Below are 18,943 nucleotides of genomic sequence, written 5' to 3'. Positions count from 1 at the left end.
GAAGGGCTCGCTTGCCGGCGAGAAAGGTGTGAACCGGGAGTCGAGGATCGGGACGGGGGGCGGGTCGGTGTCAGTTCGCGGTGGGCCGCACGTCGTCGTGGCTCTCGGGGATGTCCACGCCCTCCCCACCCTCGACGGTCTCGAGCGCCTCCGTCTCCTTCTCGGTGTCGACGTGCCAGCGGTCGACCGACGTCTCGTAGTCGGCGAGCTGCTCGGACACCCGCTCCTTCAGGTCGTCGTCGTTGACGTTCACCTCGAAGGCGTAGGTTCGCTCGTCGCCGCGGCCGACCCGCTGGAGGTTCGCGCTGACGAGGTCGTTGTCGAAGTAGTAGGGGGCGATCTGCGTCATCACGTTCCGGTAGACGGCCCCCTCCACCTTCCGGATGGCCCGCCGGCTGGCGGAGTCGGCCGCGCGGGCGACGTAGTCGATGGACTCGCCCCACCGGTCCATCGCCTCGTCGGCGTCGTCGGCGAGTTTCTCGTAGGACTCGGTGAGCTTCTCTCCGGCGGTCTTGAGGTCGTCGTCCGGGTTCTTGCCCGCCCGTTCGCCCTTGCCCTCGTTGACCCAGGCCTGCTCCGCGGTCTTCTCGTTTACGTCCTCGTCCAGTCGTTCGTGGCTCTTCGGTCGCCAGTCGTCCCACTCCTCGAAGGCCTCGTCGTCGACGCCGAGGTCGAGGAGCGCTCGGGAGATACGCTCGCCGTGTTCGACGACGTCCCCCCAGGAGCCGCGGACGCTGAATCCCGAGACGCTCTCTTCCATCAGTGGACGGGGTTATGCGGTGAAGGGTAAAAAACCTCTCTTGGCACCGGCCGGCACGATCCTACCGACCGTACGTGAGTCGCGTCGCCGCCTCGTCCAGACGTGACTTCAGCCCGCCCAGCCACGCGCCGGGCGAGACGAGGCGCGCCTCGCGGTCGGCGACCTCGATGCGCGCGTCCCCGTACGGGTCGCGGGAGCGCTCCTCGTCGTCCTCGAGCGTGACCGAGACGACCGACGTCATCGCACATCGGCCGCACGCTTCCGCCTTCTTTCCACCCATGCGTGACACCTCGGACGCCAAGGGGTTAAGCGTTCGCGTGGAACACGCCGTTTATGGTTTCGCTCCACCGTCTACGCGTATGGGCTACCGCGTCGTCAGTGCGGACGACCTCGAACCGGAACCGGACAGACCGTGTACGCTTCGCCGACTCGCACCGTCGGCGGGACTCGAGCACGTCGCGGTGAACCGCTTCGACGCCGAACCGGGCGAACAGCTCCCGCTCGCGTACCACTACCACGACGAACAGGAGGAGGCGTTCTACGTCCTCAGCGGCACTCTCCACGTCGAGACGCCGGAGCGGACGTTCGTCGTCCCCGCCGGCGACCTGTTCGCCGTCGAGCCGGGAAACCCCCAGCGGGCGTACAACCCCGAGGACGCCGACGAGGCAGTGGAAGTGCTCGCGATCGGCGCGCCCCCGGTGCGGGACGACGTCCACGCCTACGATCCGGACGGGGAGCCATGAGCGACCCGCGCCCGGAGCCGGATCCGGCCCCGAACCCCGACCCCGAGCGACGCCCGGACCCGGAGGCGGCCCCCACCCGCGCCGACCTCGGAATCCCCGACTGGGACGACGAGTACGTGGACCGCGTCGCCGACCGCCTGATGTACAACTACGACCTCGACGACGACTACCGGGTGCGCGGCGAGCGCTTCGACCTCTACGGGCGGATGCGCGTCGAGAGCCGGAAGCACTTCTTTCACCCCTCGCTCAACTACGCGAACCACGGCTCGACCGAGCACCTGTTCGTCCGCCGTGCGTCGGGCGCGACGCGCGCCGACCTCGAACGGCTCGTCGACCTCGGCCACGACCTCGCGGCGGAGTGGATCGACGCCGACGAGGAGCACTTCAGCACCGACTTCACGTTCGTCCTGGTCGTCCCGGAGCTCCCGGAGGACGTGCGCGAGTTCGTCTCGGGGTTCAGGGATCGAACGCTGCTCAGGTTCGGCTACTACGGCCACTACGAGGTGAACCTGCTCGTCGTCGCCCCCGAGCGGGAGGCCCTCGCGGCGAGCGCGAACGCGGACGTCGCCCACGCCTTCCGGCTGTGGACGCCCGTCGACGCGCCCGCCGAGCCGACCGGGCTGGTCGACCGGCTGGTCGGTCTGCTCCGTCGGGAGGGCTGACGCGGCGCTCCGAGCCGGAGCGCGAAAACGGAGTAGGAGCGAAGAGCGCCGTCGATCAGTCGTCGTCCGATTCGCCGCCGTCAGTGACGGCGGGGCCCGCCCGCCCGCGGGCCTTGCGGATGTTGCCGATACCGATGTAGACCAGCGAGAGCGCCAGTCCGATGAGGGTGAGCGCGAGCACGATCTGGACGATCGCGGAGGCGGTGCCGACCGCCCCCAGCTCGGCCGGACTTCCCTGTACGAACTTCACGTAGATGTTGTCGTGGAACGCCAGCCAGCTGAGCCCGAGGATGGTGATCGTGACCATCACCGCCATCGGGACGCCCGTGCTGATGAGCTGCTTGCTGCGGTCCCAGTTGGCGAGCCAGACGGTCGCCGTCAGGAGCGCGAGCGCGGCGAGCAGCTGGTTCGCACCGCCGAACAGCTGCCAGAGGGTGAGCCACGAGCCGCTCGTGATGAGGAGGTACGCCGGGACCGCCTGGATTCCCGCGTTAGCGTAGCGGTTGACGGCGATCCCCTCGACGCTGCTCTCGGGCGTTCCGACGATCTCCTCCATCATGTACCGACCGAGCCGGACGGCGGTGTCGGTGGAGGTGAGGAGGAAGCTCACGAGGACGAGCGCCATGAAGGGCGCGCCGAAGGACGTCGGGATGCCGAAGGCGGTGAGGATGACGCCGCCGCCGGTGGCGAAGTTGGGGAGCGCCTGGCCGATGCCGCCGCCCTCGACGGTGATGCCGACGAGGGCGACCGTCGAGAGCGCCACGGCCGCGAGCAGCCCCTCGCCGAGCATCCCGCCGTAACCGATGAGGCGGGCGTCGGACTCCCGGTTCAGCTGCTTGGCCGTCGTCCCCGAGGAGACGAGCGAGTGGAAGCCGCTGATGGTCCCGCAGGCGATCGTGATGAACAGCAGCGGGAACAGCGGCGTCACGCCGGTCGTCCCCCAGAAGCCAGCGAACGCCGGGACGTTCTCCGCGATGACGAACGGCTGGCTGGCACCCAGGAAGGTGCCGACGATGATCGCCAGCAGCGCGCCGCCGACGCCGGCGTACAGCAGGAACGACGAGAGGTAGTCCCGGGGCTGGAGGAGCATCCACACCGGGAGGACGCTCGCGAGGCCCGCGTAGAGCAGGATGACCGGGATCCACGCCGAGACGTTGGGGTTGATGACGTTCGGGATCGGGAGCGGCCCGTTCAGTAGGACGATGACGTTGTCCGGCCACGTCTCCGGAACGGGCGTCACCGGCGTTATCGCGACGGGGAACTGGATGCCCACCCAGACGCTGGCGAACACGCCCGCCACGAACGCGACCGTCCCCGCGAGAAACGGGAGGTCGAGCTGGTAGAGGTACACCCCGAAGACGAACGCGAGGCCGATGTAGAGGAGGCTCGCCGTCGCCGCCTGCGGGTAGGCGTTGAACACGATGCCGACCACGAGCGCGAACACCGCCACGACGAGGACGATCGTGAGGAAGGCGAACCAGAGGAGCATGTTCTTGCCCCGCTCGCCGACGTACTCGCCGATGATGTAGCCGATAGACTTCCCCTCGTGCCGGAGGCTGGCCGACAGCGCGGTGAAGTCGTGGACCGCCCCCATGAGCGGGTTGCCGATGGCGATCCACAGCAGCGCGGGCAGCCAGCCCCAGACGACGGCCGCCGTGATCGGGCCGACGATGGGCGCGCCGCCCGCGATGCTCGAGTAGTGGTGGCCGAGGAGGACCGGCTTCTTCGCCGGGACGTACTCCTGTCCGTCCTCGTACTTGTGCGCCGGCGTCTCGCGGCCGTCGTCGAGTTCTACGAATCGCGACAGGTAGCGCGAGTACCCGATGTATCCCACGCTGAACAGCGCGAGAACTGTTACGACGAGCCAGATTACTTGGACCATGGTATCAGTGCGTATGGTCGCTGGCTCGTGGGCTTAAAACTTCCCTATCGATTACCGCAGTTGATAGAACCGAACGGAGACGATCAGTCGGCTAACGGGGACCCCCGGATTCGTTCACGTTAGAGTGTCAGGGAACGCACTACTTTCCGGGGAGGTCGTCGAGAGGACGAGGGGTCACCTCGCGGGCGGTCCGTCCGTCGCCACCTCGATGTCGAGTTCGTCGGCCACGTCCGCGAGGAAGTCGCCCTTCACCTCCGCGACGCGCGTCTCGATGACGCCCGCGACGGGTTGCTCGAACGAGTTGCGGACCTCCGCGAGGCGCTCACGCTCGGTCGCGCAGCGTCGGCGGAGGAAGCGCGCTCCCCGCCCCTCCTCGTGGTCCTCCGGTTCGGGCGTGAGCCGGTTCACGACGAGCCCGACGACGGTGAGGCCGTAGTCGTCGAGGCTGTCGACGGCGCGACGGGTCTCCCGGATCGAGAGTTCGTCGGGATTGAGCACGAGGAAGAAGGCCGCCTCGTTCCGGAGGGTCTCGCCCGCGAACTCGAAGTTCTCCTTGCGCTCGCGGAGTCGGGCGACGATGGGGTCGCCGACCCGCGTCCGGCGGGGTTCCCGGTTGCCGATGGCCGCCTTCTCGAAGAGGTCGATGCTCTGCTCGCGCTTCTCCACGAGGCGGTCGATCCACCCGCCGAGGTACTCGGGCAGCGAGAGCAGTCGGAGGGTGCCGCCGGTCGGCGAGGTGTCGAAGACGACGCGGTCGTACTCGTCGCTGTTCCGCATCACGTCGATGAAGCGGTCGAACAGCGCCGCCTCGTGCGCGCCGGGAGTCTGGTGGGCGAGTTCGACCTGCCGGTCGATCTCGTTCACGATCGCCGGGCTCACCTGGTCGCCCATCGCCCGCTTTATGCCCATCAGGTGGCGGGTCACCTCCTCGTCCGGGTCGATCTCCATGGCGGAGAGCGCGTCGTACCCCTCTACGGGCCGCGGTTCGTCGGAGAACGCCTGATCGAACACGTCGGCGGTGCTGTGGGCCGGGTCGGTCGAGACGACGAGCGTCTCCAGCCCCGCCTCGGCGCACTTGTGCGCGTAGGCGCTGGAGACGGTAGTCTTGCCGACGCCGCCCTTGCCGCCGAAGAAGACGAACTTGCGCATCAGAAGTGGTACTGGTGGCCCTTGCGCTCGAGCAGCGACTCGCGGTCCCACATCCGCCGCTCCCACGCCTCGAACTCCGTCGAGAGGTACGGGAGCAGTTCGGCGGTGTAGTAGGAGACGGGACTCGGGATGCCGAACGCGTCGGGGAAGCACGCCAGCAGGAAGGCGTCCTCGGCGTCCTCCGCCTCCTGCTCGATCTTCTCGTAGGCCGGGTGGGAGATCATCCCGTGGTAGAGGCCGCGGAGCCACTCCTCGACGACTTCGCGGTAGGCCGCGATGCGTTCCCACAGTTCCATGTGCACGGATCACGGAGACGGGCGCGCAAAAGCGTGTCGGGGCGGCGTGGGAGTCGAAGGGGAACGGGGAGGAGGAGGAGGAGGAAAACGGCCGATCCGGTCGGGTCGGTGATGACTCGGAGACGAGGGAAAGCCCTCCCGCTCGCTTCACTCGCGGGAACGCCCGTTCAGTCCACCAGGTCGAATTCCACATCGGCATCTCACCTCCCCGGAACGGACACGACGAAACGCGCCTGTAGTGCGGCACGCCCTCGTACCGCGGCCGGGAGCGCGTGTCCGAGCGGAGCGAGGACCGCGCGACCCGGGGGAGGGAAGGGGCGGTCCTGGCGGAATCGCAAAGGGCGAGCGTTTTCGGGGAAGACGGACGACACAAGCACCGCAGAACGCGAGCGTAGCGAGCGTTCGAGGAGCGCAGCGAGTCCCTCGACTCGAAAACGCGAGGGCTTTGCAGTTCTCGTTCGCCCCGTTCGACCGAGAGAAAAGCGGGATCCGAAACGCCGCCGTCGCACTCCCTAAGTACGAACGGTCACAAACGACATCGCATGAACGACGGAACCCCCGTGACCGTCCTGAGCGGCGCGCTGGGGGCGGGTAAGACGACGACGCTCAAGCACCTGCTCGAGCACGCCGACCGACGACTCGCCGTCCTCGTCAACGACGTCGGCGAGATCAACATCGACGCGGCGCTCGTGGAATCGCGCGCCGACGGCGTCGCCGAACTCTCGAACGGCTGCATCTGCTGCGACCTCCGGGACGACCTGGAGATCGAGGTCTCCCGCCTCGCCCGCGAACGGGACTTCGACCACCTCGTCGTCGAGTCCTCCGGGATCAGCGAACCCGCGCCGGTCGCCCGGCTCTTCACGACCGGCGCGGCGAGCGCCGCCTACGAACTGGACACGCTCGCGACCGTCGTGGACGCCGCCGCGTTCCGGCGGACGATCGCGGACAGGAAACGGGAGACCGCGGAGGCGGACGGGCGCGTCGAGGACGCCGAGGGCGACGACGGCCCGCGCCCGCTGTCGGAGTTGCTCGTCGCGCAGGTCGAGTGCGCGGACGTGGTCGTGCTGAACAAGTGCGACCTCGCGGACGAGGACGCGCTGGCGGAGACCGAGGAACTGATCCGATCGCTCAACCCCCGCGCCCGGATCGTCAGGACGGTGCACGGGGACCTCGAACCGGGAGCGATCGTCGGAACGGGGCGGTTCGACCTCGACACCGTGAGCGAGACCGACGGCTGGCGGCGCGCGCTCGAACACGCAGCGCATCACCGCGGCGAGGACGAGGGGCACGACCACGACGACCGCGCGGACCACGACCGCACCGACCACGACCACGCGGAACACGACCACGCCGGCCACCACCCCGCCGCGCGGTACGGCGTGGACTCGTTCGCCTACCGCCGCCGCCGACCCTTCCACCCCGGTCGCCTCGCCGAGGTGTTGGAGGACCTCCCGCCCTCGGTCGTCCGCTCGAAGGGCCTGCTGTGGGTGGCCGGGCGGGATGACGTCTCGCTGCACTACGGGCAGGCGGGGCCGTCCTCGCGCGTCGAGGTGCAGGGCGCGTGGATCGCCAGCCTCGACGAGTCGCGCCGGGAGATGCAGCGGCGGATGCACCCCGAGGTCGAGTGGGACGAGGAACACGGCGACCGCCAGTCACAGCTAGTCTTCATCGGGACGGGGATGGACGAGGAGGCGATCGTCGCGGCGCTCGACGAGTCGCTCGTCACCGACGACGAGTGGGACGCGGGGACGTACGGCGAGAACCCGTTCCCCGACGCGGGCGACGACCCGCTGGTGCTTCGGTAGTCCGACCGTCAGCAGGCGCACCCGGCGCTGTCCGGCGAGCGCTCGAACGTCAGCGCCTCGCCGCACTCCGGACAGGCCGGGTCGTCGGAACCGACCTCGGCGTCGAGCAATCGGACGCCGCAGTCGTGACACCAGTACGCGCCGCTGGATTCGGTGTCGGACCGGTCGGAGGTCCGCTCCGGCGGTTCGAGCGCGTCGCGGATAGTGCTAATGAGACCCATACACCGGCACGTCGGCGAGCGGTGATAAATCGCGGAGCGGTCGTGCGCCGCCCCCGGACGACCGTTCAGCAGTCGGCCGCCAGCGCGGAGAGCGCCCGCTTCAGTTCCCCGCGGCGCTTCCACGCCGCCACCTTCCCCGAGAGCGCGGGAACCGGCAGCCCGAGGTCCACGTCGGAGCGCATCGTCACGCGCGAGCCCTCGTCCTCCGCCTCGACCGCGACCCACGTCTCCATCGCGTCGAAGGGGCCGGCCTCCCCCTCCTGGCGGTAGTACCATCCGTTCGGGCGCTGCTCGAAGCGGAGGGCGAGTTCGAGGCCGCGCGCGCCCGCCGTGACGACCGTCGCGCCCTCCTCGGGTTCGTGGACCTCGCGGACGGCGAAGCTCCCCTCGTAGGCGACGAGGGCCGCGGGCGTGAGGCGGCGCAGGACGACGCGCGGCGGGGCGCTGACGAACCGCGAGACGGTGACTTCGGGCATGACACGGCGTTGGACTAGCGGAGTAAAAGCGGTAGGGAGAGCGCCCCGAGCAGGAGGAAGACGACGAGGACGGCGTACAACAGCCGAACGAGACGCGATTCGGCGGGCACCTCGCCGAGCAGCGACGGGCGCGCGGTCCAGACGAGGCGGTAGTAGGCGACGACGACCGCCGCGAGGAAGACGACCGTGGGGGGGACGAACACGAGGGGGCCGCGCAGGCCGTACTCGTAGCTGAGGATCGGACCGAACGCGAAGCTGAGCAGGAAGGCGAACGCGCACACGACCAGGAACGGCACCGGATCGACCGGCGTGCCGCGACGGTTCGACGGCTTCACGGGCCACCTTGGGGCCGCGACACAAAGTATCAAGCCGGTGGCCGAGCGTGAGGTGACATGACCTCCCGCGGCGATCCCCGCGTCCTGCTCGCGATGAACATCGTCCTCTCTGCGGCGTTCGCCGCCGTCGTCCTCTGGGGGCTCGAGTACCTCGACGCCTACCGCTTCACGTTCGTCAACTTCGCGGCGCTGACGCTCGCGCTCGTGGTGCTCACGCACGTCGTGACGCAGTAGGCTACGCCACCCTCCGCGACGGTGCGCCGAGCGCGCCCGAAACGTCCGGAGCCGTTCCAGTCGTTCGCTCCGCTGGGCAGGAGCGACGTCGGGGGTAATTAGCTGACTTTTTACGCCGCGGCGACTCGCTTCGAGTACGCATGACCATCGAGGAGCGCACGAACGCGTCGCTCGTCACACACGCGCTGGCCCGGGACACGCTCTCGCGCATCCGCGACGTGGAGACGCAGCAGGTGTCCTTCCGGAAGGGGCTCGTCAAGCTCGGCCGCATCTGCGGCTACGAGATAATCGACGGTGCGATGGAGACGGAGTACGTCCCCGTCCGGACGCCGCTCACGGAGATGACCGGCGAGCGCGTCACCGGTCTGGAGAACATCGTCATCATCAACGTCCTGCGCGCGGCGACGCCGTTCGTCGAGGGGCTGCTCAAGGCGTTCCCCCGCGCCCGACAGGGCGTCATCAGCGCGGGGCGCGACGAGGAGGCGGGCATGAACGAGCGCGGGGAGTTCCCCATCTCCATCGACTACGTGAAGCTCCCCCAGATCACGCCCGAGGACACCGTCATCGTCGCGGATCCCATGCTCGCCACGGGGAGCACGATGTGCGTCGTCCTCGATCACGTCCTCTCGGACCAGCCCGAACCCGCGAAGCTGTTCGTCCTCTCGGCGGTGAGCGCGCCCGACGGGCTCCTGCGCGTATCGGAGCAGTTCCCCCAGGCCGACCTGCTCACGGTCGCCATCGACGACCACCTCGACGAGAACGGGTTCATCGTCCCCGGCCTCGGTGACGCGGGTGACCGCGCGTTCGGCACCGACTGAGCGCGGCTCCGGATTCGAACCCTCTCGCTTCGGGTGGAGACCGACGGAGAGCGGTCCGTCTGACGGCTCAAACGCCGGTGACGAAACCGTCCCCCGTCCGTCTCTGGAGGCGACCGGAGGGGTGACGAGCGGGGGAGAGCGCTCCGCCCCGACGGGTACCGCTCCGCGATTCGCCGCGGCGAACCCGATCCCTTCGTATCAAGACCGATTCGCGGCCCGTCGTTCCGCAGGAGGCGCTCCGGAAGCGTCCCCGGGTGATAGACTGTAGCATTATGAGTAGTGAGCGCGTAGAGGGAGCTATGGACAGACGACGGCTGCTCCGCGGAGTCGCGCTCGCGGGCGCTGGAGGGCTCGCGTGGTTCGCCGGCTGTACCACCCCCGGCGGGGAGGGAGAGGGTGAAGGCGGCGAGGAGGGCGGAGGCGGTGACGGCGAGGGGGAAGGAGGCGGCGAAGAGGGGGAGGGAGAGGGCGAGGACGGCGGCGGGTACTGAGCCGCCGCCGGCGCGTCACTCGATCTCGGCGCGTCCGCTCGTCGCGCTTCGCAACCGATCGACGAGCGCGTGGGCGTCGGTGACCGGGACGCGCGCCTCGAACGTCACCCGCTCCTCGTAGGTGGCGTCGAACTCGACGTCCGCGCTCTCCAAGATCCCCCGGACGGACCCCGAGTCGTCGTACGCGACGACGACGCGGAGCCGTCGGTGGGGGACCGCCTCGACGGTGCCCGCCGCGGCCACCGCGTCCTTCGTCGCGCGGGAGTACGCGCGGACGAGGCCGCCCACCCCGAGGTTCGTCCCGCCGTAGTAGCGCGTGATCACGACGGCGACGTTCTCAAGGTCCTGTCCCTGCAGGACGTTCAGCATCGGCTTGCCCGCGGAGCCGGAGGGCTCGCCGTCGTCGTTCTGGTACTCGCGGAGCATCGCCGATCGGGGGACGTCACCGCGCGGGCGCTGCCCGGCCACCCCGTCCGCGGCGCTGGACGCCGAGCGATCCCCTACGCGAACGCGGTAGGCCGGCACGTTGTGCGTCGCGTCTGGGTGGCGCTCGCGGATCGCCCCGACGAACGCCTCGGCCCCGACCACGTCGTCCACGGGCGCGGCGTAGCCGATGAACTCCGAGCCCTGTACGGCGAACGACGCCTCCCCCGCTCCGGCGAGCGTGCGGAACGATCCTGACACGGTCGAGTTTCGACGGGGGCGGTGAAACGGCTTTCGCGCCGCCGGCTACTCAAGTTCGATCTTCCGGACGAACGGGAGCGCCCGGACCTGGTTGATGAGGTCGCCGGGGAGCGCCTCGTCGGTGATGACGGTGAGGCTCGGTTCGTCGGTGAACTCCGGGTCCTCGCTGATCGTCTGTCGGATGCTGATGCCCGCGTCGGCGAGCAGGCCGGTCACCCGGGCGACGATGCCGGCGGCGTCCGCATCGTCGACGTAGACGGTGAGGACGGTCAGGTCGAGCACCGGCGCGAGGTCCTTCAGGCTCGGGATGGCCGAGATGTTCTGGAAGATGCGTCGCAGTTCCGGATCGTCGAGGATGGCGCTCGTCGTCGCGTCCACGACCCGCCGATCGACGTCGATCTCGCGGGCGATGCCCGTGTTCGGTATCCCGATGCCGCCCGAGACGACCCGGCCGTCGTCGTCCACGGAGAACCCCCGTTCGAGCAGCAGGCGGATGACGGCCTGCTGGCTCGGGCTGTTCTCGAACTTCTCCATGATCCCCTCGAAGTCGCTCGTCATAGTCTCCGGGTCACTCCCTGATCGCGTTCTACGCCGTCAGTTGTCCCCCCTCCGCGAAAGGTGTACCCATCCGATCGTCGGGCGACGCGAGTGGACGAGAGCTCCACGGTCGGCGGCTGGACTGACCACCGTGAACACCCCGTCTCGCACCGCGAGCGCAGCGAGCGGACGCGTCGAACCCCCCGAGCGAAGCGAGGGGGTGAGGCGCGGTGTTAGTCCAGGTTTTGCCAGGGAGCGAGCGCGAGCGACCGTGGTTCGAGACAGCTTCGCTGTCTCGTCATCACGAAAGGCGCTTTGCGCCTCTCGAACGACAGCAAAACGTGGGCGGACAGGCGACGCCGCGGGCTGCTCGCGGAGCGTGGCGTCGCGCAACCGCGGAGCACCCCGCGACGATTTTCACGTCACGGGGGCTCTGGTCCCGCTCTCGGATATAAAGGTACGGAACGGTAAACCGGTATTACCACCACCGACGCCAGCGCGGCAGCCGCGAGCGAACGCGGGGCCCGCGAGTTGGGCGGGACCGAAGGTCCCGCTGGAAGCCGGCCATCGGCCGGCGACGCAGTGAGTGGGAGCACGCTGGGCGAGCGTAGCGAGTCCAGCGGAGTGAGCGAGCGGACCGACGAACCCCCGAAGGAGCGAAGCGACTGAGGGGGTGAGGAGGGTTTTGGTCCTTCCAGAACCGCGGGCGGTTCTGGAAGCCTGCGAGACGCGAAGCGTCTCGCAATGCAGCGTTTGCCAGCGGGGGTCCTTCGGACCCCCGTGCGGCAAAAGGTGGGTTCTCTAGAGCGCCCCCTTCGTGCTCGGCGTGTCGCCCCGGCGCTCGTCGATCCGCGTCGCGTCGTCGAGCGTCCGCGCGAGGCACTTGAACAGGGCCTCGATCTCGTGGTGGGCGTTCTCGCCCTCGACGTCGGCGTGGAGGGTCAGCCCGGCGTTCGTCGCCAGCGAGCGGGCGAAGTGCTCCGCCATGTGGCTGGTGAACTCCCCGACGCGCTCCTGGGAGAACGTGCCATCGAAGCGAAAGAGGGGTCGGCCCGACACGTCCACGACGGCGCTCGCGACGGCCTCGTCGAGCGGGACGCGCCGGTCGGCGAAGCGGACGATGCCGCGCCTGTCGCCGAGGGCCTCGTCGAACGCCCGTCCGATCGCGATCGCCACGTCCTCGACTGTGTGGTGGTCGTCGACGTGGAGGTCGCCGTCGCAGGAGACGGCGAGGTCGAACAGGCCGTGCTTGGCGAACGACGCGAGCATGTGATCGAAGAAGCCGATACCCGTCTCGACGTCCGCCTCGCCCGCGCCGTCGACGGCGAGCGTCACCTCGATGTCCGTCTCGCTCGTCTCGCGCGCGACGGTGGCGCTCCGGTCGGTCATACCCCATTCAACGGGGCCGCGGACAAACCCGTTGCGCTCCGCCGGGACGGAGCGCGGCGGACGACGGCCACCGGCCGCCGGACGAGAGAGTCACCGTCCGCGATGATTTCCGGCGATCGAACGGTCGACGAAACGTTCATCCCCGGCGATCGCATATTGGCTGTGCCATGCCAACATACCTCTTACTTAGCGACTGGACCGGCGAGGGGTTAGCCGAGATCGCGGAGAGTCCGAACCGTCTCGACGACGCCCGCGAACTCGCCGAGTCGATGGACGGGGGGGTGCGGGAGTTCTTCATGACGATGGGCAGACACGACATCGCGGCACTGATCGAGATGCCCGACGACGACGCCATGGCGAAGTTCGCGCTCGCGCTCGGGAAGCGCGGCGCGGTCACCACGGAGACGCTCAGGGCGTTCCCCGAGGAGGAGTACCGCGAGATCGTCGGCGACGTGCCCTGATCGGGCCGTTCTAGCGGTTTCGGAACGCGAGTTCCGAGTCAGAGCGGGCGCAGTTCCGCCGTGAAGTGGCGCAGTTCCTTCATCGGCGGTTCGCTCACGATCTCCAGACCGGCGTACTCGTCGGCGCGCTCGCGCACCGTCGCGGCCGTCCCCGCGACGTGTTCGAGGTGTTCGCGCCAGTAGGTGCGCCGCGGGAGCGCGAGGCGGACGTAGTCCGGGCGGTCCGCGTCGGGAAAGGCGAAGGAGCCGAGTTCGACCGTCCGGACCCCGCCCTCGCGGTAGAGTTCGCAGACGAGCCGCTGGCCGGGGAACTCCTCCGGCGGAATCCCCGGGAAGAGGTCGCCCGCGTCGACGTAGACGGCGTGGCCGCCGGTCGGTGCGACGACGGGGACGTCGGCCTCCGAGAGCAGTTCGCCGAGCGTGGCCACCTGCTCGACGCGCTCCGCGACGTACGGCGGCTCGACGGCCTCGCGAAGCCCCACCGCGAGCGCCTCGAGGTCGCGCCCGGCCATCCCGCCGTAGGTGGGAAAGCCCTCGTAGAGGATCGCGCGCTGCTTGGCCAGCTCGGCGAGGTCCGGGTCCCGAACGGCGGCGAAGCCGCCGATGTTCACGAGGCCATCTTTCTTCCCACTCATCGTGACCGCGTCGGCGTAGGAGAGCTGTTCGCGCGCGACCGCCGCGAGCGTGCGATCCTCGAATCCGGACTCGCGCTCCCTGATGAAGTGGGCGTTCTCCGCGAACCGGCAGGCGTCGATCACGAACGCGGCGTCGATCTCCTCGGCGAACTCGGCGGTCGCGCGGACGTTCGCCATGCTCACGGGCTGGCCGGCCGCCGAGTTGTTCGTGATCGTGAGGACGACGACGGGCACGCGCTCCGCGCCCACCTCGTCGACGACCCCGCGGGCGCGCTCGACCGAGAAGTTCCCGAGGAAGTCGCCCTCCGCCGAGCGGTCCCACGCCCCCTCGACGGGGCAGTCGACGGCCGCCGCGCCCTGGTTTACCACGTGGGCGCGGGTCGTGTCGAAGTGCGTGTTGTTGAGGACGACGTCCCCCTCCTCCAGCAGCGACCCGTAGAGGACGTTCTCCGCGCCGCGGCCCTGATGCGTGGGGATCACGTGCTCGAAGCCCATCACGTCATCGACGGCGGCCGCGAGGCGGTGGAAACTCTTACTGCCGGCGTAGGCCTCGTCGCCGCGGACGAGCGCCGCCCACTGCGCGTCGCTCATCGTCCCGGTCCCCGAATCGGTGAGGAGGTCGACGTACACCTCGGCGGCGTCGAGGTTGAACGCGTTGTACCCGGCCGCCGCCAGATTGCGCGAGCGCTCCTCGCGCGAGGGGAGACGGATCGGCTCGACCATCTTCGCCTTGTACGAGCGCATGACCGGGAATCGGGCCGCCCCGACATAACGTCACGTTTACACGTGTGTACCCGAGCGCCGGCATCGAGACAGGAACGGTCAGAATCGGGGATCGATCGCCACGTCGGTCCGGAGGGTGAACCCTCCGCCGGCGCTACGCCACGGCGTCGATCGCCGCCTCCAGCGTGAACCGCCCCTCGTAGAGCGCGCTGCCGACGACGACGGCGGCAGCGCCCGCGTCGCGGAGCGCGCGCACGTCGTCGAGCGTGGCGACCCCGCCGCTGGCGACGACCGGGACGTCCACGGCCGCCACGACGCGTTCGACGGGAGCCGTCCGAACTCCCTCCAGTTGCCCCTCCACGTCCACGTCGGTGAACAGGATCGCGCCCGCGCCGAGGTCCTCGTAGCGTCCGGCGGCGTCGGCCGGATCGAGACCGGTTCCCTCCGTCCAGCCGGAGACGACCACCTCGCCGCCGCGCGCGTCGAGGCTCACCATCACCGCGCCGGGGTAGTCGGCGCTTATCGTCTCGACGATCTCGGGCGTCTCGACCGCGGCGGTGCCGAGGATGACCCGGTCGACGCCGCGGTCGAGCACGGCCGTCGCGTCGGTGGCGGTTCTGATCCCCCCGCCGAGCTGGACCTCGACGTCCACGGCCTCGACGATCCGCTCGACGGCGGCGGCGTTGACGCGTCGCCCCTCGAACGCCCCGTCGAGGTCGACCAGGTGGAGCGTCCGCGCGCCCGCCTGAACCCACCGCTCGGCGGCGTCGACGGGATCGCCGTAGGTCCGTTCGGTCCCGCGCTCGCCGCCGACCAACTGGACGACCCGGCCGTCCTGCATGTCGACGGCGGGGATCACCTCGAACTCCGGAAACATGCCCGGGCCTTCGCGGGGGCCGAGGGTAAGCGCGACGGTACGACTCGACAGTCACCGAAGCCGGAGGAGGCCGAAACCGAAACCCGTCGCCCGGACGCCAACGTCATCGTTTAAGTCACGTCGCCGCAAACTATCGGTGTGTTCGAAGCGCTCCTACTCGTCGGACTCGCCGTCGCCGTCTTCGTCGGGTTCAACATCGGCGGCTCCTCGACGGGAGTCGCCTTCGGCCCCGCCGTCGGGAGCGGAACGATCTCGAAGCTCACCGCCGCGGCGCTGATGACCGGCTTCGCGCTCCTCGGCGGCTGGACCGTGGGAAGGAACGTCGTCGCCACGATGGGTGGCGAGATCGTCCCGTCCAGCCAGTTCACGCTCGCGGCCAGCGTCGCCGTCCTCTTCTTCGTCGGCGTCGCGCTCCTCGTCTCCAACCTCTTCGGCGTCCCCGCCTCGACCTCGATGACCGCCGTCGGCGCGATCGCCGGGCTGGGCGTCGCCACCGGGACGCTCGACTGGGCGAAGATGGGACAGATCGTCTCGTGGTGGCTCGTCTCTCCCATCCTCGCCTTCTGGATCTGCGCCGTCATCGGTCGTTACCTCTACCCCTACCTCGACGCCATCCTACAACTCGACTCGCCCGGCGACGAGGTGACCCTCCGCGAGCGCGTGGGGACGGTGCTCGTCGTCGCCATCGGCTGTTACATGGCGTTCTCGGCGGGCGCGTCGAACGTGGCGAACGCCGTCGCGCCGCTGGTCGGCAGCGGCGCGATCTCTATCGAGTTCGGCGTGCTGCTCGCGGGACTCGCCATCGGCCTCGGGGCGTTCACCATCGCCCGCCGAACCCTCGACACGGTCGGCAACGACCTCACCGACCTGCCGCTGACCGCGGCGCTCGTCGTCGAGGTCATCAGCGCGAGCATCATCACGTTCCTCTCCGCGCTCGGCATCCCCGCGAGCCTCGCCGTGAGCGCGACGATGTGCATCGTCGGCCTCGGCTGGGGGCGCGCCAGCCGCACGATGACGCCCTCGCAGGTCGCGAGCGCCGCGATGCGCGGGGACGGCCCGGGACTCTCGGTTGACGCGCTCGCCACCGACGGCCGCGGCACGACCCCCCGGGTCAGGGACGTCCCCCGCATCGGCGAGGAGGACCCCGACGCGCTCACTGCGGGGGACCTGTTCGACTCGCGGGCGACCGCCCGGGTCGTCGTGCTCTGGGTGCTGACTCCCACCATCTCCGCCGTGGCCGCGTTCCTCGTCTTCGAGTTCCTCCCCCTGTTCTGATCTACTGGCCCGGTTAGACGCAACAGCAAGGTCTAACACCCATGCGGTCGAACGCACCGATGATGCCCACTGTTGAATACCTCAACTACGAAGTGCTAGACGACCAGGGCTGGGATCTCAACGACGACGGCCTGTTCGACAAGGCCGCCGACGCCGGCTTCGACGACGAGGACTACGGCTCGCTCGACGTGAACGAGGGCGAGTACATCCTCGAGGCCGCCGAGGCCCAGGGCTACGACTGGCCGTTCTCGTGCCGCGCCGGGGCCTGCGCGAACTGCGCCGCCATCCTCTTCGAGGGCGAGATCGAGATGGACATGCAGCAGATCCTGAGCGACGAGGAGGTCGAGGACAAGAACGTCCGCCTGACCTGCATCGGCTCGCCCGCGGCCGACGAGGTCAGGATCGTCTACAACGCGAAGCACCTGGACTACCTCCAGAACCGCGTCATCTGAGACCACCTTTTGCTGCGCAGATCACCCTCGGGCGATCTGCGCAGTAAAATCTGGATCGAAAGCCTGCGTCACCCGTTCGAGCGCTTTGCGCTCTCACGGGTTCCTCGGCCCGCTTGGCACGCCGGCGTGCCAAGCGGTGAGCGACAGAACAGCAGCGATCTAACGGAATCTACAACCAGTTCCGGCTAACGTATTCCAGGGTGACGTCGGACTGATCGACGTATTGCGCCATTTCGTGAACGATATTCCCCCCTCTCGTGAGGAGAGCGTCTGGTCCCTCTGGAACAGTACTCCCGCCGTCCGGTCGATATCGAGTTCCGTAAAGAAGTCATCGTCTCGGGTGAGAATGAGACGGTCGGTATCGCTGGCGTAGGCCGCGATCGACTCGTCGTCGGCACCTAAACCCAGGTCACGTCACCGATCCATTCGACGTCGTAGTCGAGCTTTCGGAGGAGATCGATCGTCGCTCGTTCGACGTTCTCGTCTCGCTTCGCTCGGCGAGAACAGAGAGCAGTTCCGCTGTGACCGTGTTTTCGTGATGAAAACCCGCAGAGCGTCGAAGCGTACGTTTCGCAGTCATCACCGGCACACTCACCGCGAGCGGGCCAAGGAACCTTCGAGGGCGCGAGCGCAGCGAGCGTCCGAGGAGGTGACGCCGGCTTTTGGTCCAGATTTTGCCAGGGAGCGGCCGGAGGCCGCTCCTGCAGCAAAAGGTGGCGGTTTAGATCCCCGTCTCGTACCGCAGAATGCCCGCCACTCCGCCGAAGGCGGTGTAGAGCTGTTCGCCCTTCTCGAAGTCGGTGGAGACGAACTTCGTCTCCGTCCCGCGCTGGTCGGCGATCGCCATCAGGTGCTCGATGAGGTCCTCGCGCTCGCCCTCGTCGGCGCTCACCGTCTCGCCGCACTCCTCGCAGGTGTGAGCGGGCGTCTCCTTCCGGCGGTCGATCACCTCGCGCTCCTCATGGCCGTTCGGGCAGACGTAGGTGACGACGTCCCGGCGGACGTCCTCGCTGATGAGCAGGCGGTCGACCGACCCCATGACGAGGTTCTTGCGGGTGGCCTCGAAGCCGTAGGTGGCGAGGTCACCGTCGTGGAGCTGCTTGAAGAAGTCGTCCATCTGCCGCTTGTCCTTCATCACCTCCGTCTCGGCGAGCACGTCCTGGGCGGCGTCGACGAGGTCGTAGAGGCCGGACTCGTCCGTGTAGGAGACGTCGAACTTCCCGAGCACCTTGTCCTGGAGCTCGTGGTGGAGGTACTCGCCGTCGAGGAACTCGTCCTTGGTGGGCGAGGGGCCGCCGACGAGCACGCCGTCCATGTCGTGGCGCTTGGGGACGAACAGCTCGTTCGCCATCTCCGCGACCTCCTGGTAGAAGTTGTCGATCGCTTCGAGGCGCAGGCGGTGGAACCGCTGGGCCGACTGGCCGCCCTTGCGCTGCTTGCCGGGGACGAGCGAGGACGCCGACTTGACCGGTTCGACGCGCTTTCCCTTCAGCCAGCCGACGTTCGCCTCGCGGCGGTCGAGGACGACGAGCCCGTAGAGGCCCTTCTCGCCGAGCATCTCCTCCAACGGTTCGGTGAGGAACTCCGAGTCGCAGTGATAGACGAACGACTGGAAGGGCTCGGGCGGGTTCTCGAGCACCTTCGTCACCATGTCGGTCTGCCCGCCGCCGGTGTCGATGGCGCCCGAGAACAGCACCATCCCGTTCTTGGGGGCAGTCTTGTAGTAGCGCAGTCGGTCCTTGATGCTCGTCAGCGCGTCCTGGACCGCGGTGCGCGTCTGCTTCGACTTGATGTTTGACGCCTCGCTGTGCTCCTGGGTGACGTGCGCCACCACGTCGGATATCTGGCGGTCCTCCGGGACGTAGATCGAGACGAGCTGTGTTCCTGACCCCTTGTACTCCTTCAGGTCCTCGATGACCTTCTTGAACTCGTACTTCTGGCGGTCGGACTGCGCTTCCTCCTGCTGACTCATTACCTCACCTAAACGAATCAGCGGTAAGTACCCTTTGACCACAGCAAGGGTTTTATCCCAGTCATT

24 protein-coding genes are annotated in these 18,943 nt (G+C 68.7%); 9 read left to right on the top strand and 15 right to left on the bottom strand.

Annotated elements, in window-relative coordinates; genetic code table 11:
- Positions 1-70 precede the first annotated feature (70 nt).
- Positions 71-760 carry a DUF5828 family protein gene (locus P1K31_RS13315; protein WP_276303813.1) on the bottom strand — a complete coding sequence of 230 codons (690 nt, stop codon included), beginning with the start codon at positions 758-760 and terminating at the stop codon, positions 71-73.
- Positions 761-821: 61 nt separating this feature from the next.
- A complete protein-coding gene (locus tag P1K31_RS13310) occupies positions 822-1,040 on the bottom strand; it encodes a DUF8007 family protein (RefSeq protein ID WP_276303812.1) in 219 nt (72 codons plus the stop codon).
- Between the two features lie 79 nt (positions 1,041-1,119).
- On the opposite strand from P1K31_RS13310, the gene P1K31_RS13305 reads away from it, so the two are divergent.
- Together P1K31_RS13305 and P1K31_RS13300 are read left to right on the top strand one after the other, a co-directional pair.
- Complete coding sequence (locus tag P1K31_RS13305; RefSeq protein WP_276303811.1) at positions 1,120-1,503, top strand: cupin domain-containing protein; 384 nt, start codon at positions 1,120-1,122, stop codon at positions 1,501-1,503.
- Positions 1,500-2,165 carry a DUF8052 family protein gene (locus P1K31_RS13300; RefSeq protein WP_276303810.1) on the top strand — a complete coding sequence of 222 codons (666 nt, stop codon included), beginning with the start codon at positions 1,500-1,502 and terminating at the stop codon, positions 2,163-2,165. Before P1K31_RS13305 ends, P1K31_RS13300 begins: the two co-directional genes overlap by 4 nt.
- Positions 2,166-2,220: 55 nt before the next feature.
- Here the strand turns inward: P1K31_RS13300 and P1K31_RS13295 are convergent, their stop codons facing one another.
- The 3 genes from P1K31_RS13295 to P1K31_RS13285 form a co-directional block, all read right to left on the bottom strand.
- Positions 2,221-4,047, bottom strand: coding sequence for a carbon starvation CstA family protein (locus tag P1K31_RS13295; protein WP_276303809.1), 1,827 nt, complete (start codon positions 4,045-4,047; stop codon positions 2,221-2,223).
- Between the two features lie 174 nt (positions 4,048-4,221).
- A complete protein-coding gene (locus P1K31_RS13290; RefSeq protein ID WP_276303808.1) occupies positions 4,222-5,196 on the bottom strand; it encodes an ArsA family ATPase in 975 nt (324 codons plus the stop codon).
- Positions 5,196-5,492 (bottom strand): DUF7990 family protein, encoded by a 297-nt coding sequence (locus P1K31_RS13285; protein ID WP_276303807.1) that lies wholly within the window; start codon positions 5,490-5,492, stop codon positions 5,196-5,198. The genes P1K31_RS13290 and P1K31_RS13285 overlap by 1 nt, the downstream gene beginning before the upstream one ends.
- Before the next feature lie 542 nt (positions 5,493-6,034).
- Here P1K31_RS13285 and P1K31_RS13280 point away from each other — a divergent pair.
- Complete coding sequence (locus P1K31_RS13280; RefSeq protein ID WP_276303806.1) at positions 6,035-7,297, top strand: GTP-binding protein; 1,263 nt, start codon at positions 6,035-6,037, stop codon at positions 7,295-7,297.
- A gap of 8 nt (positions 7,298-7,305) precedes the next feature.
- Here P1K31_RS13280 and P1K31_RS13275 read toward each other — a convergent pair whose 3' ends face one another.
- The 3 genes from P1K31_RS13275 to P1K31_RS13265 form a co-directional block, all read right to left on the bottom strand.
- Positions 7,306-7,518, bottom strand: coding sequence for a hypothetical protein (locus P1K31_RS13275; RefSeq protein WP_276303805.1), 213 nt, complete (start codon positions 7,516-7,518; stop codon positions 7,306-7,308).
- 65 nt (positions 7,519-7,583) lie between these two features.
- Entirely contained in the window at positions 7,584-7,994 is a 411-nt protein-coding gene (locus tag P1K31_RS13270; RefSeq protein WP_276303804.1) for an SRPBCC family protein, read from the bottom strand.
- Between the two features lie 14 nt (positions 7,995-8,008).
- A complete protein-coding gene (locus tag P1K31_RS13265; RefSeq protein WP_276303803.1) occupies positions 8,009-8,329 on the bottom strand; it encodes a hypothetical protein in 321 nt (106 codons plus the stop codon).
- A 57-nt stretch (positions 8,330-8,386) separates the two neighbouring features.
- Here P1K31_RS13265 and P1K31_RS13260 point away from each other — a divergent pair, with 57 nt between their 5' ends.
- From P1K31_RS13260 to P1K31_RS13250, 3 genes are all read left to right on the top strand, one after another.
- Positions 8,387-8,563 (top strand): DUF8107 family protein, encoded by a 177-nt coding sequence (locus P1K31_RS13260; protein ID WP_276303802.1) that lies wholly within the window; start codon positions 8,387-8,389, stop codon positions 8,561-8,563.
- 140 nt (positions 8,564-8,703) lie between these two features.
- A complete protein-coding gene (gene upp, locus P1K31_RS13255; protein ID WP_276303801.1) occupies positions 8,704-9,381 on the top strand; it encodes a uracil phosphoribosyltransferase in 678 nt (225 codons plus the stop codon).
- Between the two features lie 299 nt (positions 9,382-9,680).
- The gene (locus P1K31_RS13250; protein ID WP_276303800.1) at positions 9,681-9,872 is read left to right on the top strand and encodes a hypothetical protein; all 192 of its coding nucleotides are present in this window, start codon (positions 9,681-9,683) and stop codon (positions 9,870-9,872) included.
- Positions 9,873-9,887: 15 nt separating this feature from the next.
- Here P1K31_RS13250 and P1K31_RS13245 read toward each other — a convergent pair whose 3' ends face one another.
- From P1K31_RS13245 to hisB, 3 genes are all read right to left on the bottom strand, one after another.
- A complete protein-coding gene (locus P1K31_RS13245; protein WP_276303799.1) occupies positions 9,888-10,556 on the bottom strand; it encodes an IMPACT family protein in 669 nt (222 codons plus the stop codon).
- Positions 10,557-10,601: 45 nt separating this feature from the next.
- Entirely contained in the window at positions 10,602-11,114 is a 513-nt protein-coding gene (gene trpY, locus P1K31_RS13240) for a TrpY family transcription regulator (protein ID WP_276303798.1), read from the bottom strand.
- 780 nt (positions 11,115-11,894) lie between these two features.
- The gene (gene hisB / locus P1K31_RS13235) at positions 11,895-12,482 is read right to left on the bottom strand and encodes an imidazoleglycerol-phosphate dehydratase HisB (RefSeq protein WP_276303797.1); all 588 of its coding nucleotides are present in this window, start codon (positions 12,480-12,482) and stop codon (positions 11,895-11,897) included.
- A gap of 167 nt (positions 12,483-12,649) precedes the next feature.
- On the opposite strand from hisB, the gene P1K31_RS13230 reads away from it, so the two are divergent.
- On the top strand, positions 12,650-12,943 hold the full coding sequence (locus P1K31_RS13230) for a GYD domain-containing protein (protein WP_276303796.1): 294 nt from the start codon (positions 12,650-12,652) through the stop codon (positions 12,941-12,943).
- Between the two features lie 38 nt (positions 12,944-12,981).
- On the opposite strand, the gene P1K31_RS13225 is transcribed toward P1K31_RS13230, so the two are convergent.
- Positions 12,982-14,322 carry a tryptophanase gene (locus P1K31_RS13225; protein WP_276303795.1) on the bottom strand — a complete coding sequence of 447 codons (1,341 nt, stop codon included), beginning with the start codon at positions 14,320-14,322 and terminating at the stop codon, positions 12,982-12,984.
- Between the two features lie 133 nt (positions 14,323-14,455).
- Complete coding sequence (gene hisA / locus P1K31_RS13220) at positions 14,456-15,178, bottom strand: 1-(5-phosphoribosyl)-5-[(5-phosphoribosylamino)methylideneamino]imidazole-4-carboxamide isomerase (protein WP_276303794.1); 723 nt, start codon at positions 15,176-15,178, stop codon at positions 14,456-14,458.
- A gap of 138 nt (positions 15,179-15,316) precedes the next feature.
- On the opposite strand from hisA, the gene P1K31_RS13215 reads away from it, so the two are divergent.
- Entirely contained in the window at positions 15,317-16,453 is a 1,137-nt protein-coding gene (locus tag P1K31_RS13215) for an inorganic phosphate transporter (RefSeq protein WP_276303793.1), read from the top strand.
- A 62-nt stretch (positions 16,454-16,515) separates the two neighbouring features.
- A complete protein-coding gene (gene fer / locus P1K31_RS13210) occupies positions 16,516-16,905 on the top strand; it encodes a ferredoxin Fer (RefSeq protein ID WP_276303792.1) in 390 nt (129 codons plus the stop codon).
- Between the two features lie 159 nt (positions 16,906-17,064).
- Here fer and P1K31_RS21905 read toward each other — a convergent pair whose 3' ends face one another.
- Positions 17,065-17,286, bottom strand: a complete 222-nt coding sequence (locus P1K31_RS21905; protein WP_368410864.1) for a hypothetical protein — start codon at positions 17,284-17,286, stop codon at positions 17,065-17,067.
- A gap of 340 nt (positions 17,287-17,626) precedes the next feature.
- Complete coding sequence (gene prf1, locus P1K31_RS13205) at positions 17,627-18,877, bottom strand: peptide chain release factor aRF-1 (RefSeq protein WP_276303791.1); 1,251 nt, start codon at positions 18,875-18,877, stop codon at positions 17,627-17,629.
- Positions 18,878-18,943 lie beyond the last annotated feature (66 nt).

Origin of the sequence: Halomarina halobia (assembly GCF_029338575.1) — an archaeon.
Classification (GTDB): Archaea; Halobacteriota; Halobacteria; order Halobacteriales; family Haloarculaceae; genus Halomarina; species Halomarina halobia.
This window is presented reverse-complemented; position numbering and strand designations above follow the sequence as displayed.